13 protein-coding genes are annotated in these 13,841 nt (G+C 67.8%); 9 read left to right on the top strand and 4 right to left on the bottom strand.

Going from position 1 to position 13,841, the window contains the following annotated elements; translation table 11 throughout:
• Window positions 1-17 precede the first annotated feature (17 nt).
• From IPP98_03840 to IPP98_03805, 8 genes are all read left to right on the top strand, one after another.
• Window positions 18-539, top strand: coding sequence for a GNAT family N-acetyltransferase (locus IPP98_03840; GenBank protein MBL0178243.1), 522 nt, complete (start codon window positions 18-20; stop codon window positions 537-539).
• Window positions 540-627: 88 nt separating this feature from the next.
• Window positions 628-1,083 (top strand): SRPBCC family protein, encoded by a 456-nt coding sequence (locus IPP98_03835; protein MBL0178242.1) that lies wholly within the window; start codon window positions 628-630, stop codon window positions 1,081-1,083.
• A gap of 106 nt (window positions 1,084-1,189) precedes the next feature.
• Entirely contained in the window at window positions 1,190-1,900 is a 711-nt protein-coding gene (locus IPP98_03830; GenBank protein ID MBL0178241.1) for a creatininase family protein, read from the top strand.
• Window positions 1,901-1,953: 53 nt separating this feature from the next.
• A complete protein-coding gene (locus IPP98_03825; protein ID MBL0178240.1) occupies window positions 1,954-2,928 on the top strand; it encodes a ketopantoate reductase family protein in 975 nt (324 codons plus the stop codon).
• Window positions 2,925-3,692 (top strand): glucose 1-dehydrogenase, encoded by a 768-nt coding sequence (locus IPP98_03820; protein ID MBL0178239.1) that lies wholly within the window; start codon window positions 2,925-2,927, stop codon window positions 3,690-3,692. The genes IPP98_03825 and IPP98_03820 overlap by 4 nt, the downstream gene beginning before the upstream one ends.
• Complete coding sequence (locus tag IPP98_03815) at window positions 3,689-5,077, top strand: dipeptidase (protein ID MBL0178238.1); 1,389 nt, start codon at window positions 3,689-3,691, stop codon at window positions 5,075-5,077. The genes IPP98_03820 and IPP98_03815 overlap by 4 nt, the downstream gene beginning before the upstream one ends.
• Complete coding sequence (locus IPP98_03810; GenBank protein ID MBL0178237.1) at window positions 5,074-6,501, top strand: APC family permease; 1,428 nt, start codon at window positions 5,074-5,076, stop codon at window positions 6,499-6,501. Before IPP98_03815 ends, IPP98_03810 begins: the two co-directional genes overlap by 4 nt.
• Before the next feature lies 1 nt (window position 6,502).
• A complete protein-coding gene (locus IPP98_03805; GenBank protein ID MBL0178236.1) occupies window positions 6,503-8,614 on the top strand; it encodes a CocE/NonD family hydrolase in 2,112 nt (703 codons plus the stop codon).
• 87 nt (window positions 8,615-8,701) lie between these two features.
• Here IPP98_03805 and IPP98_03800 read toward each other — a convergent pair whose 3' ends face one another.
• Genes IPP98_03800 through IPP98_03785 form a run of 4 tightly spaced genes read right to left on the bottom strand, consistent with a single transcriptional unit; the run spans window position 8,702 to window position 12,280 of the window.
• Window positions 8,702-9,445: an ABC transporter permease subunit gene (locus IPP98_03800; protein MBL0178235.1), complete on the bottom strand. Its 744-nt coding sequence runs from the start codon at window positions 9,443-9,445 to the stop codon at window positions 8,702-8,704.
• Between the two features lie 3 nt (window positions 9,446-9,448).
• Entirely contained in the window at window positions 9,449-10,357 is a 909-nt protein-coding gene (locus tag IPP98_03795) for an ABC transporter ATP-binding protein (GenBank protein ID MBL0178234.1), read from the bottom strand.
• Window positions 10,354-11,355 (bottom strand): hypothetical protein, encoded by a 1,002-nt coding sequence (locus IPP98_03790; GenBank protein ID MBL0178233.1) that lies wholly within the window; start codon window positions 11,353-11,355, stop codon window positions 10,354-10,356. Before IPP98_03790 ends, IPP98_03795 begins: the two co-directional genes overlap by 4 nt.
• A complete protein-coding gene (locus tag IPP98_03785; protein MBL0178232.1) occupies window positions 11,348-12,280 on the bottom strand; it encodes an ABC transporter ATP-binding protein in 933 nt (310 codons plus the stop codon). Before IPP98_03785 ends, IPP98_03790 begins: the two co-directional genes overlap by 8 nt.
• Before the next feature lie 277 nt (window positions 12,281-12,557).
• Here IPP98_03785 and IPP98_03780 point away from each other — a divergent pair, with 277 nt between their 5' ends.
• Complete coding sequence (locus IPP98_03780) at window positions 12,558-13,829, top strand: ankyrin repeat domain-containing protein (protein MBL0178231.1); 1,272 nt, start codon at window positions 12,558-12,560, stop codon at window positions 13,827-13,829.
• The last annotated feature ends 12 nt before the right edge of the window (window positions 13,830-13,841 follow it).

Below are 13,841 nucleotides of genomic sequence, written 5' to 3'. Positions count from 1 at the left end.
GACAGGTCACGCTCGCCATGCCCACCATCCGCCACGCCACCCCGCGCGACGCCCGTGAACTCGCCCACCTCGGCGAGCGCACCTTTCGCGAGGCATTCGGCCCAATGAACACACCCGAGAACATGGATCACCACACCCGGGAACGGTACGGCGAGGCAATCCAGGCCGAGGAGATCGCCGACCCGCGCATGACCACCCTGGTCTTTGAGGCAGACGGCGTGCTGATCGGCTTCACTCAGCTCCGCTGGGAGGTGGCACCGCCGTGCGTCGCGGCGAACACCCCCGGCGAGATCCAGCGACTCTACGTGGCGAGCGAATGGCACGGCCAGGGCGTCGCCCAGCAGTTGATGGAGGCGGCGCTCGGGCTGATGCAGGCGCGCCGCTGCGACGTGGCCTGGCTCGGCGTCTGGGAACACAACCCGCGGGCGATCGCCTTCTACCACAAGTACGGCTTCGCCGAGGTCGGCGAGCTCCCCTTCTCCCTCGGCGACGACGACCAGCGAGACCTGGTGATGGCCCGACCCCTTGTCGTGATCTGACCCACGCCCGCGCAGTACACTTAATGGAGTCCCAGACCCAGCCCGCCTGAGGAGGCGGTCCCGACAGCCTTCAACCCCCTGACGCGCCATGCCAAACATTCGCCTCTCGGAAGGTCGCCCGATCCCTGCCCCCGCGGCCGCCGTCTACGACATCATTGCGGACTACCGGACAGGGCACCCCCACATCCTCCCGGCCAAGTACTTCGGGGCGCTCGACGTCCTCGAGGGGGGCCGCGGCGCCGGCACGAAGATCCGCTTCGAGATGAAGGCGTTCGGCCGCCTGAACATCGCCACCGGTGATGTCACCGAGCCGCGGCCGGGGACGGAGCTGCGGGAGACGCTCACCTCCGGCATCGTCACCACCTTTCTGGTCGAGCCGCGCGGACCGAACGCTGCCATGGTCACGATCACGACCGAATACGACAAGCCCGGCATCCTGGGATGGTTCGAGAAGATCCTGGCGACGTCGTACCTGCGCCGCGTGTACACCGCCGAACTCGCGCAGCTTGAGCGCGTCGCGCTGGAGCGTCTGCGCACTTCCTGACCTGATGCGGGGCGGCAACCAATCCGGGACGGCCGGGTATCTTACGCTCCGCCTCGTGGGGCGCTATTCTCCTCGCACCCCGACCAACCCCCGGAACCAACGCCCCATGCGCATCAGTGACATGCACTGGATGCAGGTCGACGCGTATCTCAAGCGCGACGACCGCGCCGTCTTGCCCCTCGGCAGCACCGAACAGCACAGCTATCTCCGGCTCACGGTCGACTGCATCCTTCCCGAGAAGGTGGCCGTTGACGCGGCCGAACCGCTCGGCATCCCGGTCTTTCCGGTGCTCTCGTACGGCGTGACGCCGTACTTCCGGGAGTATCCGGGATCGATCTCGATCCGGGTCGAGACCCACCTCGCCATCGTGCGCGACATTCTCGACGGGATGGCGCACAGCGGCTTCCGACGGATCATGATCTGCAACGGCCATGGCGGGAACGGCGCGGTGCAGCAGTTCGCGCAGGAATGGGCCGCCGATCATCCAGGCTGCAAGGTGCTCTTCCACAACTGGTGGAATGCCCCGAAGACCTGGGCCAAGGTGCAGGCGATCGACCCGGTGGCCTCGCACGGCTCGTGGATGGAGAACTTCCCCTGGACGCGGCTTCCGGGTGTGGAGTATCCCACCACGCAGCGCCCGATGGTCGACCTCGCCAAGGTCCGGATGCTCGACCCGGTCGCGATGCGCGACTACATCCCCGACGGCAACTACGGCGGCCTCTACCAGCGCCCCGATGAGGATGTCCTTGCCCTCTGGCAGGTCGCCGTCGAAGAGACGCGAGAACTGCTTGATGGCGCGTGGGGTGGCCCATCGTGACCGCGCCCCGGACGCGCTGTCTCGTCTGGGGAGCTGGGGCGATCGGCGGCACCATGGGGGCGTTCCTGGCCAAGGCCGGGCACGAGGTGACCCTGGTCGACAACGTCCCCGACCATGTGGCCACCATCAACGACGCCGGGCTCCGGATCACCGGACCGATCGCCGAGTTCACCGCGACGGTGCCGGCTTTCACGCCGGAGACGCTGCGCGGGACGTGGGATACGATCATCCTCGCCACCAAGGCGCACCATACCGCCGGCGCGGTGCGTTCGCTCCTCCCCCACCTTGCGGACGATGGCTGCGTCGTCTCGGCGCAGAACGGCCTCAACGAGTTGACCATCGCCGAGGTCGTGGGCGAGGCGCGCACCGTTGGGGCGTTCGTCAATTTCGGCGCGGACTATCTGGAACCGGGCGTGCTCTTCTACGGCGGCCGGGGGACCGTGACGGTCGGTGAGGCATTCGGCCCCGCCCTCGCGCGGATCTCGCCGCGCGTGCTGGCCATCCGCGACGGCTGGCGCGACTTCGACGAACGCGCCTTCGCCACCGACAACATCATGGGCTATCTCTGGGGGAAGGAGGCGTACGGCGCCATGCTGTTCGTCACCGCCCTCACCAACGACTCGATCGCCGATGCGCTGGCGATGCCCGAGTATCGCGGCGTGTACGTTGCCATCGCCCGCGAGATGCTTGCCGTGGCCGACGCGCACCAGGTGCAGCCGATGGCGTTCGACGGCTTCGACCCGGCGGCCTACCGTCCCGACGCCCCGGCGGATGCCGCGACGCAATCACTCGATGCGCTGGTCGCCCACAACCGCCGCTCGGCCAAGACGCACAGCGGCATCTGGCGCGACCTCGCCATCCGCAAGCGCCCCACCGAGGTCGATGCCCAGCTCGGCATCGTGGTGCGACTCGGTGCCGCGGCCGGCGTGCCCACGCCGCTGACGACGCGGGTGGTCACGATGATCCAGGAGATCGAGCGCGGCACCCGCCCGCAAGCGCGCGAGAACCTCGAGGCACTCACGACGTGAATCAGGACTTCAGCGGCCGGACCGCCATCGTCACCGGTGCGGCACACGGCTTCGGCCGGGCGATTGCGCTCGCCTTCGCCACGCGCGGCGCCAGCGTCTGGGCGTGCGACGTGCTCGAGGACGAAGTGATGGAGACCGAGCGGCTCTGCCGGGCAGCCGGTGGTGACTGCACCGCGCGGGTCGTCGACGTGCGCGACAAGCCCGCAGTCGAGCGACTGGCGACCGAGGCCGCGCAGGCGACGGGATCCGTGCACGTTCTGGTGAACAACGCCGGCGGCGTGCTCGGGCAGGTCGGACAACCACTGGAACAGGTTCTCCCCGAACAGTGGCAGGCGATCTTCGACGTGAACGTCACCGGCGCCTTCCACTTCGCACAGGCGGTGGCGCCCGGGATGAAAACGGCGAAGTCCGGCCGCATCATCAACATCTCCAGCGGCGCCGGCCTCGGCATCTCGCTCACCGGCATCCAGGCCTACGCCTCGGCGAAGGCGGCGCAGATCGGGCTCACCCGGCAGTTGGCGCATGAGTTGGGGCCGTGGGGCATCACCGTGAACAACGTCGCTCCCGGCTTCGTCCGTTCCAACCCGACGACCGAACGGCAGTGGGAGTCGTACGGACCGGAGAAGCAGCGGGCGCTCGTCGAGAGCATCGCCTTGAAGCGACTCGGTACCGTCGAGGACATCGCCGCGGGGGTGCTCTTCTTCGCCTCGGAATCGGCGCGCTGGGTGACGGGACAGGTTCTTTCCATTGATGGTGGCCGATGACAGACATCATGCCGGTGCTCGAGCACCTCGACGCGGCGCACGACCGGATCCTGGCTGAACTGGTGGAGTTTGCCAGCATCCCCAGCGTCAGCACCGACCCAGCGCATGCCGCCGACATGCACGCCGCGGCCGAGTGGGTCGCCGCCAAGTTGCAGGCCGCCGGGCCGTTCACGGTGCAGATCATGCCCACGGCCGGCAACAGCATCGTCTACGGCGAGTGGCTCGGCGCCCAGGGTGCGCCGACCGTGCTGGTCTACGGACACTACGATGTGCAGCCGGTCGACCCGATTGAGCTCTGGACCACGCCACCCTTCCAGCCGACGGTGCGCGACGGCCGCCTCTACGCCCGCGGCATCTCCGACGACAAGGGACCGATGTTCATCCCGATCAAGGTCGCCGAGGCGTTCTTCGCCGTGGATGGGCGGTTGCCGCTCAACGTGAAGTTCATGCTCGAGGGTGAGGAAGAGGTCGGCAGCAGCCACCTCGAGGAGTTTGTCGAGGCGAACCGCGCCCTGCTCGCCGCCGACGTGGTCATCTCCGCCGACGGCGCGATGTGGCGGATCGACGAACCGTCGATCACGATTGCCAACCGTGGCCTCTGCGGGCTCGAACTGACGCTCCGCGGCGCGTCGAAGGACCTGCACTCCGGGCGCCATGGTGGCAGCGTCGCCAATCCGTTGCATGCGATGGCGCAGCTGATTGCCTCGCTGCACGACGCCGAGGGACGCGTGGCGGTGGCCGGGTTCTATGACCAGGTGGTCGAGCTGAGCGCGGCGGAGCGTGCCGAGATTGCCGCGCTGCCGTTCGATGAGGCGACGTACCTGGCGCAGGTTGGCGCGCCCGCGGCGGTCGGGGAGCCGGGCTACACCACGATCGAGCGGCAGTGGACGCGGCCCACGCTCGAGGTGAACGGGATGTGGGGTGGCTATCAGGGGCCGGGGCAGAAGACGGTGGTGCCGTCGGAGGCGCACGCCAAGATCACCTGCCGCCTGGTGCCGGATCAGTCGCCGGACGACGTGGTGGCGCTGGTGATGCGCCACCTCGAGGCACACGTCCCGGCGGGAACCACGCTCAGCGCGCAGGTGGCAGACCACGGCGCACGCGCCGCACGGATTCCCCGCGACCACCCGGCGCTCACGTCGGCTGAGGCCGCGTTGCGCGACACGTACGGCACGCCACCGTTGATCGTCCGCATGGGCGGCACGGTACCGGTGGCCGAGATCTTCCAGCGCACCATGGGGCTCGGCACCGTCTTCTTCTCCTTCTCGACCGGCGACGAGGACTTTCACGCGCCGAACGAGTTCTTCCGCATCCATCGACTGCACGAGGGGCTGGCCGCCTGGACCAGGCTCTGGGATCGGCTCGGCAAGGAGCGCACGGCATGACGCTGGCTCAAGACGAGGCACGGGTCGAGGCGCACAGCGCCGGGCTCAAGAAGGAGCTTGGCGTCCGGGACCTGGCGCTCACCCAGATCCTCTTCATCATCGGCCTTACCTGGATCGGCGTGGCGGGGAAGCTCGGACCGTCGCACGTGGTGCTCTGGCTGACCGCCATGGTGCTCTTCTACCTGCCGATGGCAGCGGTCGTGATCTACCTGAACCAGTTGATGCCGCTGGAAGGTGGGTTGTATCAGTGGGCCAAGCTGGGGTTCAATCCGAAGATCGGATTTCTGCTGGCGTGGAATCTCTGGCTGTACGTGATCGTCTTCACGTCGGAGATCGGCATCCAGTGCGCGACCTACCTCTCCTATGCGCTCGGTCCGAGTGCGGCGTGGATGACGTCGAGCAGCTGGTTCGTCGCGCTTTCGTCGGCGATCATCCTCACCTTGATGGCCACGGCGGCAACCATCGGCCTGGCCGTAGGCAAGTGGGTGCACAATATCGGCGGCGTCTTCATGCTGATCATCTTCGGCGTGCTGATCGCGTTGCCGTTCATCGGGCTGGCGACCGGACATCTCGGCGAGTTCCACCCCTTCCGGACCGAGCTCCCCGAGATGTCGCTCCTCAACCTGAACATCCTCGGGAAGATGGGATTCGGCGCCCTCGGCGGCTTCGAGTACATGGCGATCCTCGCCGGCGAGACGCGCGCCCCGGCAAGCGCGATCCGTCGCTCGGTGTACATCGCCGCCCCGATCATCGCGGTCATGTTCATCCTCGGCACGGCGACGGTCGTCGCGTATGTCCCGACCAATGAGATCGACCTGATTGGGCCGATGCCGCAGGTGCTGCGGGCGGGCTTCGAGCCGTTCGGCATTGCGGGGCCACTGGTGACGATCGCGATCCTGATGACGCTGGCGATGCGCGTGGCGCAGGTCAGCGTCAGCTTCACCGCAGTCACGCGGCTCCCGATGGTGGCCGGCTGGGACCGGATGCTACCGGCGGCGTTCAGCAAGCTGCATCCGCGCTACCGGACGCCGGTGAACTCGATCCTGCTAGTGGCGGTCTGCTCGTTCGTCCTGTCGCTGGTGAGCCAGGTCGGCGTCGGGCAAGCGGAAGCGTTCCAGCTGCTGTTCAACGCGGGCGGCATCTTCTACGCGCTGGCATACGTGGTGATGTTCTCGATCCCGTTGTTCGGGTTGCGGAACGTCACGCCGCGGCCCTCGCCGCTGCTGCGGGTTGCCTCGCTGTCCGGCCTGTTGATGACGCTGTTGTATATCGTGGTCGCGGTCTTTCCGATCATTCCGGTGGAGAGCGTGGGGAGTTTTGCGCTCAAGATCGGTCTGGTGGTGCTGGTGATGAACCTGGTCGGCGTTGCCATCCTGGTTGCCGCCCAGCGGCGATCTTCCTCGGTTCCGGACATTGGAGCGTAAGATGACGATTCGAACCTCGCGCAGGGGCGGTGCCCGCTGGGCCGTCATGCTGGTCGTGCTGGTCGCGCTCGGCGCGGGCGCCCTCGCGGCGCGCCGCCGCGTGCCGGTCCTCGCCGGCGAATGGGACGTGTACATCGCCCTGAGCGCCAAGCCGAAGTTCGGCTTCGAGGGATGGCGGCGGATGGCGTACGCGCACTTCGCCGGCACCGACTCGGCCAACGCCGGCTTCCTGCGTCGGCGCACCGGTGCCCCGATGCTGACGGTGGCCAAGGTGACGACCAAGGGCGACTCCCTCCTGCTGGCACAGGACGCCAACACGGTGCTCCGCGCCGCGTGGCACGGCGACACGCTCGAAGGGGTGCAGTACACCAACGACCGGCCGATGGATCGCCGGTATCGGTTGGTTCGCCGGGCGACCCCCGGCGCCCCCGAGCCGACCCATCAGATCTGGAAGATGCCGGCGTCGGACTCGCAGTATGCCACCGTGGTCGACACCACGACGCTGATGCCGGTCCGTGACGGCACCATGCTGGAGACGTACATCGTCCGCCCGGTCGGGCCCGGGCCGTTCGGGGTCGTCATGCAGCGCTCGCCGTACCGCGCGTCCAACCCTGGTCCGGGGCGGTGGTGGGCTGCGCGTGGCTACATCTTCGTCGGCCAGCTGGTGCGCGAGCGCGGCAAGTCCACGGGCAGGATCGAGGAGTTCGGCGACTACAGCCATGACATCGAGGACGGCTACGACGCCGTCGAGTGGGCGGCGAAGCTCCCAGGCGCCAACGGCAAGGTCGGCTTGATTGGCCACTCCGACGAGGGCCGGCTGGCCTGGTACGCTGCGGTGAGCGCCCCGCCGCACCTCGCGGCGATCGCGCCCTCCGCGGCGACCAGCGACCCCTGGCGGATCGTCCCGTACGCCGCGATGGCGTTCGGCCCGATCAACATCAGCTGGGCCTGCATGATGCGGGATCGGAACATGGCCACCAACGGGGCGGACCTCGAAATCGGCGAGGCGATCACCCACCTCCCGCTCTCCGCGCTGCCGGCGCGCCTGGGGTGCGCCCCCAACGCGATCTGGGACCGCTGGATCGCGCACCCGACACTCGACGCGTTCTGGCGCGCGCGCGCCGTCACCACCTACATCGACAAGGTGAAGGTGCCGGCGATGTCCCTGGCCGGTTGGCACGACGACGCGCGTGGCCCGCTCGACTACACCAACGCGCTCCTCAAGGTGAAGAATCACCCGGCGTGGCATCTGGTCATGGGCGTCCATGCTCACAAGGGCGTGGATTACGTCGCCGGCGACTTCGGACCGCAGGCGCGTTACGAATACCGCGACATGCAGATCCGCTGGTTCGACCACTTCCTGCTCGGCCGGGACAACGGCGTCGAGAAGATGCCGCCGGTCGACATCTTCGTGCAGGGCGACAACAGCTGGCGTCAGGAGCAGGAGTGGCCGCTCAAGCGGGCGCGGGCGATGAAGTGGTATGTCTCGTCGGGCGGGCGGGCGCAGACGAGTGCGGGCGACGGCGTGCTCGACACCCTGCCGCCGCGCGGCGCGGTGGCCGACACCTTCACCTACAACCCCGGCGACCCGACGCCGTACCTGATCGATTCGCGCGAGCTCGAAGAGTCGCTGAACGAGGACTACACCAAGTTGAATGCCACCCGGCGCGACGCACTGGTCTTCACCTCGAAGCCGCTCACCAAGCCGCTCGAAGTCACCGGCGAGATGACGGCGACGATCTGGGCCGCCAGCGACGCCAAGGACACCGACTGGGCCGTCATGCTGCTCGATGTCTTTCCTGACGGCCACGCCGAGCGGGTGCAGGACGGCTTTGTGCGGGCGCGCTTCCGGAAGGGGATGGACAAGGTGATCCCGCTGGTGAAGGGGCAGGTCGAGCAGTACGAGATCGACCTCTGGTTCACTTCGAAGGTGTTCGCCCCCGGGCACCGGCTCCGGGTCAGCATCACCTCGGCGCTCTTCCCGAAGTACAACCGGAACCTGAACACCGGTGGCAACAACGAGAAGGAGTCGACCTTCGTCTCGGCGCATCAGCGACTGATCCACGACGCGGCCCACCCGAGCCACATCGTGCTGCCCGTCATCCCGCGCTAGGCATCGCGCCACGCAGAACAGATCGCCGGTGTCGGACTCGCGTCCGGCACCGGCGATTCAGTTCTCGGTCCGTCCCTCGTGCCGCCGCTACTCGGCTTGCCCGACCTCGAAGGTCCGCAACTTCCGAATGCAGAGGGTGACCGCCGCCACCGCAACCACTCCGCTCATGATGTAGGCGGTCTTCGGCGCCAGCAACGCCACGAACACCTCGGCGTTGACGGTGCTGATCGCGTCGGCGACGGCGAGCATGTACTGCCGCACGCTGAGCACCCGGGTTCCCTTGAAGAAGGAGCCGAGGGCTCCCTCCCACACCACCAGATACGTCAGCCCGATCAGCATCCCGCGTTTGGTGATCAGGCCGAGGGCCAGGAAGATCACGGTGTAGAGGAAGGCACCGAGCGAGGCACCGGCTGTCAGGCCGAGCACCAATCCGGTGGGGTCGAGCCCGCGCACCAGACTCACCCCGGCGCCAAGGGTCGTCACGGCGGCCAGCGTCATGCAGATGAGGGCCGTGACGACGAGCTTGGTGAGAACGATCTCCGTGCGCGAGATCGGCTTCGCCAGCAGGTAGATCACGGTGCCATCCTCGATCTCCGCGCCGAAGGAGGAACTCGCGAGAATCAGCGCGATGACCGGAACGACCACGGTGTAGATCAGCGTCATGATCGGAATGGCGACGATCTGCAGCGGTTCGTCGTCGACCGTACCGTAGAGATGAATCAGCGTTGCCATCACCACCGGCAGGGCGGCCAGCAGGAGGACGATCATCCAGCGTCGCTTGGCGAGCGCCTGGCGCACGGTCAGCCCGGCCAGCACAGGGTTGAAGAGCATCGGTTACCCCTGCACCAGGTAGGAGAAGACGCTCTCGAGCGATTCGTCGGCCGGATGCACCTCGAGAATCGAGACGTTCGACTCACGCGCCAGTCTGGGCAACGCTCTCGTGAAGGCACCCAAGTCCGACGTCCGGATGCTCAGCCCGGCGGGCGTCACCTCGACACTTGCCGTGACATCCTGCCGAATGAGGCTCGATGCCAGCAATCGGTCGTCGCTCGTCCGCACGGTGAAGGTATGCGGCCGGTCGGTCATCAACTGCCGAATGACCCGGCTGGTTCCGGAGGCGGCGAGCCGGCCGCCGATGATCACCAGCACGGTATCCGCTAGGCGATCGACTTCTTCCAGGATGTGCGACGACACGAGGATGGTGCTGCCGGCGTCGGCGAGCCGGCGCAGCACCGCCATCATCTGCAGCCGCTGCTTCGGGTCCATCCCGTTGAAGGGCTCGTCGAGCAGCAGCACCGTGGGGGAGTGGACCAGCATCGCGGCGATCTTGATGCGCTGCCGCATCCCCTTGGAATAGGTCGCCACCGGCCGGCCCTGCGCCGCGGTCATCTCCACGAGGTCGATGGCGCGCTTGACCGCGGCATCGGCATCGGGCAGTTGCTGCAACCGGGCGTTGAGGCGCACCAACTCATAGCCGGTCAGGAAGCTGTACACCGACTCGCTTTCGGGGACGAAGCCGAGGGTGCGGTAAATCTCCGGATGCTGCCACGACGGCACGCCGTTGACGGTCACGGTACCGCTCGAGGGGCGCAGCAACCCGACCAGCATGTGGAGGATCGTCGACTTGCCGGCGCCATTCGGGCCGAGCAATCCGGTGACACCGGGGGTGAGGGTGAACGAGACATCGTTCACCGCGACGATGTTGCCATACCACTTCGAGACGTGCGCGAGTTCGACGGTCACGTCTCGATGCTCCGGTAGCGCAGCGTGAGCACCACGCCGGCAATCGCGATGAAGCCCACCATCGTGCCCAGGTAGGTCGTCCCTGGCAGGTTCGCGGCCTGCAGCACCGTGCGGTTGCGGCGGCGAAAACGGCGGCGGAGCTGTGCATTGCTGTCGGCTGCATTCTTCGGCGGCCGGGCCTTGGCGTCCGCCGCGTCGAGCGCCGCGATCGAGTCGGCCTTCTGCTTGACCGAGGTGGTGTCGAAGATCCACGTCGTCACGCCATCGCCGACGATCATCGGCGACGTCAGCGCGAGGTAGCGCATCTTGTCGGGCCGCTGCATGATGAGCGGGGTGACGAATCCGCTGGCGAGCAGGAAGAAGGCGAGGATGGCGGCGGTGGCGAAGGGACGCCGCTTGAGCACCGCCGCGATGGTGATCGAGACCGTGGAGAGCAGGATCGCGATCGCGAAGGCGCCGGCGAGGATCCGCGGGATGGTCGGCAACGAGGTCCGCATTGCCGCGGCGACATCTTCGGCCGACATCCAGGTGCCCGCGAGCAGCACGATGTGCGGCAGCAAGGCGACGACGAAGAGCGACGTGGCCAGGGCGGCGACACGGGCCAGCACATAGTCCGACCGGCGGACCGCGCGCGAGAAGTAGAGCGCCAGGACGCGGCTCTGCGAGTCGCTGGTGATCAACTCCGGTGTCTGGAAGGCGCAGAAGAGGCCGAAGAGCCAGACCGTGGTGCGGAAGTAGGTGGCGTGGGCAAAGAGCTGGATCATGTTGCCCGCGAGGCCGGTGACCGCGCTCTGGATCAGCGCGGGAATCACCATCATCGCAATGAGCACCACCGGCGGAATCTTGGCCTTGCCGCCGCGGCCGATGCCGAAGATCGACCGGATCCCCTCGACATAGAGCGCCCGCACGGCGCCGGCGCGGCCGAGGCGCGGACCGTCGTAGTGCTGGTAGCCGATGTCGTAGATGACGCCGGTGCGTGGAGTGGCTGGTTCAGCCATGCATCCCTCCGGCGATCACCGCATCGTCGACGTGAAAGAGATCCTCGAGGCGGTCGCGCCGGCGGGCCACGCGCAACAGCCCGACCCCCATCTCGGCGGCGACATCGCGCACGATGTCGAACGGCGAGTCCGACCCCACCTGAATCGCGATCGCCCCGCCCGCCCCCATGCGGGCGGGTAGCCCTCGGGCGACCAGCATCGCCATGAAGGCATCGGCATCGCCAATGATCTCCACCACGAGCAACTCGGTCTCCTGCACGAACTCCTTGAGCGGCGCGGCGCGCAGCAGACGGCCACCGTCGATCGCGACCAGGAAGTCGCAGACCTCCTCGACCTCGCCGAGCAGGTGGGTCGCCACGATCACGCTGATGCCGAACTCGCGCCCGGTGCGCTTGATCAGGTCGAGCATGTCGGTGCGGCCGGCCGGATCGAGCCCATTGGTGGGCTCGTCGAGCAGCAAGAGTTTCGGATCGTGCACCAGCGCCTGCGCCAGCTTGACGCGCTGCTTCATCCCCGTCGAGTAGCCACCAATCGGCCGATAACGTTCGTCGTAGAGACCCACGTGCCGGAGCATCTCGGCGGCCCGCTCGCGCGCGGCCGTGGCCGGCAGCCCGGAGACCCGGGCGAGGTGCGTCACCAGATCGGTCGCGGTGCGATCGGCCGGCAGGCAGTCGAACTCGGGGATGTAGCCGAGGTACTGACGCAGCTCGGTACCACGGGTGGTGGCGTCGATGCCGAGCACGGTCAGCGACCCGCTGGTGGGCGGGAGGAGGCCGAGCATGATCTTGAGGAAGGTGCTCTTTCCGGCGCCGTTGGCACCGACCAGCCCGATGACACCGGGCTCGAGGTCGAGCGTCAGATTGTCGAGCGCCGTCACCCCACCGGGGTACCGTTTGGTCAGCTCGTAGGTACTCAGGAGGGGCATGTCGACCTGGTCCCGGGGGAGGAATGCGTGCGGCAACGGGGAATCCTACGGCCCGGGGGGCGAGATAGGTAGCCACGTCGCACACATGAAACGAACGCCCCCCTCCCTGTCGGCCGCACAGCACGAGCAGTAATTTCTGTGAGGGCGCGCAGGGCGCCTCCCGTCCGCGGACAGGACCGAGTCCACCTGAGCAGCGTGCCGAGCAGTCCCCGGGACGTACCCATGACCCTCCTTCGCCCGGCGCCAGCGGACCACGGGCACATCAAGGAGGTTCGTCATGCCCGGCCGTGATCTTCCCGTCCGTCCCGATCTCGACCAGCTGCATCGCCAGGCCAAGGAATTCCTCAAGGCGATCCACGCCGGCGACGCGACGGCGATCGCCGAGTGGCGCGAACTCCACCCCGAACCGTCCGATCCCGCGGCGGCGAAACTCGCCGAGGCGCAGCGCGTCCTCGCGAAAAGTTATCGCGCGTCGAGCTGGCCAAGGCTGGTCGTCGCGGTGGAGCTGGTCGATGCGATCTGGCGCGACGACCGCGCCAAGCTGCTCTCGCTCGTCGACTCAAATCCGGCCCTGCTTCATGAGCCGGTGCTGCTCCGCCCCGACAGCAACTGGGGGCCGCCGATGAGCTACGCGGCCAACCTCGGTCGCGACGAGCTGATCCGCCAGCTGCATGCCCGTGGTGCGCGCGACCTGGAGAAGGCCGCCGGTCGGGCCGCCCTGCAGGGCCATCCCGGCACGGTGCGAATGATCTACGACTTGGCGGGGCGACCGGCCGTCAGTCACGATTCACTCGCCGGCCCGGCCTACACGCTGAACGTCGCCGGCACGGCGGTGCTCTTCTCGCTCGGCGTCCGCGTCGATGGCCCCGACGGTGTCGAGCCCACCGTCATGGAGCATCTGCTCGGCACCGACAGCCGGAACTCGGCGGCGAAGCACCGCATCCTGGAGCTGTACGTCGAGCACGGCTTCGAGCCGCCCGACACGCCGATCATGGCCTTCCATCGGGGGCGGCTCGACCTGCTCGAGGCCCATCTGCTCCGCGACCCGCAACTGCTCACGCGCACCTTCCCGAAGGCGGCGATCTTCCCGATGGCACCGGCCTGCGCAGCAGGCCCGTACACCGCCCAGGGAACACCGCTCGAGGGCGCCACGCTCCTGCACATTGCGGCGTACTTCGACGACGTGGAAATCGGCGAGTGGCTGCTCGACCGCGGCATGGACCCGAATGTCCCTGCGGCCATCGATGCCGACGGCTTTGGCGGCTACACCTCCCTCTTTTCAACCGTGGTCTCCCAGCGCAACTTCTGGGTCAACTACGGCAGCGGGCAGCCCGACGAGGCGCGATTCACCCGGCTGCTGCTCGATCGTGGTGCCGACCCGAACGTCCGTGCGTCGATCCGCGCGCAGCTCGAGGAGGGGCACGGCGGTGGGCCGATCCACGAATACCGTGGCGTCACGCCACTCGGCTGGGGCGAGCAGTATCACGCGCGGATCTTCGTGAGTCGTGAGTCGATGCGACTGGTCGAGGAGCGGGGCGGACTCCGGTAGCACGGCGTACCG

The organism is Gemmatimonadota bacterium (assembly GCA_016720805.1).
Taxonomy (GTDB): domain Bacteria; phylum Gemmatimonadota; class Gemmatimonadetes; order Gemmatimonadales; family GWC2-71-9; genus Palsa-1233.
Note: the sequence above shows the minus strand (reverse complement) of the source record. Positions and strands in the feature narration are given on the sequence as shown.

Excerpts from the sequence above, each read along its gene's own strand:
- IPP98_03835 (MBL0178242.1), top strand. The coding sequence starts at position 628 with ATGCCAAACATTCGCCTCTCGGAAGGTCGCCCGATCCCTGCCCCCGCG.
- IPP98_03810 (MBL0178237.1), top strand. The coding sequence starts at position 5,074 with ATGACGCTGGCTCAAGACGAGGCACGGGTCGAGGCGCACAGCGCCGGG.
- IPP98_03805 (MBL0178236.1), top strand. The coding sequence starts at position 6,503 with ATGACGATTCGAACCTCGCGCAGGGGCGGTGCCCGCTGGGCCGTCATG.
- IPP98_03790 (MBL0178233.1), bottom strand. The coding sequence starts at position 11,355 with ATGGCTGAACCAGCCACTCCACGCACCGGCGTCATCTACGACATCGGC.
- IPP98_03800 (MBL0178235.1), bottom strand. The coding sequence starts at position 9,445 with ATGCTCTTCAACCCTGTGCTGGCCGGGCTGACCGTGCGCCAGGCGCTC.
- IPP98_03840 (MBL0178243.1), top strand. The coding sequence starts at position 18 with ATGCCCACCATCCGCCACGCCACCCCGCGCGACGCCCGTGAACTCGCC.
- IPP98_03785 (MBL0178232.1), bottom strand. The coding sequence starts at position 12,280 with ATGCCCCTCCTGAGTACCTACGAGCTGACCAAACGGTACCCCGGTGGG.
- IPP98_03780 (MBL0178231.1), top strand. The coding sequence starts at position 12,558 with ATGCCCGGCCGTGATCTTCCCGTCCGTCCCGATCTCGACCAGCTGCAT.
- IPP98_03815 (MBL0178238.1), top strand. The coding sequence starts at position 3,689 with ATGACAGACATCATGCCGGTGCTCGAGCACCTCGACGCGGCGCACGAC.
- IPP98_03825 (MBL0178240.1), top strand. The coding sequence starts at position 1,954 with ATGGGGGCGTTCCTGGCCAAGGCCGGGCACGAGGTGACCCTGGTCGAC.
- IPP98_03830 (MBL0178241.1), top strand. The coding sequence starts at position 1,190 with ATGCGCATCAGTGACATGCACTGGATGCAGGTCGACGCGTATCTCAAG.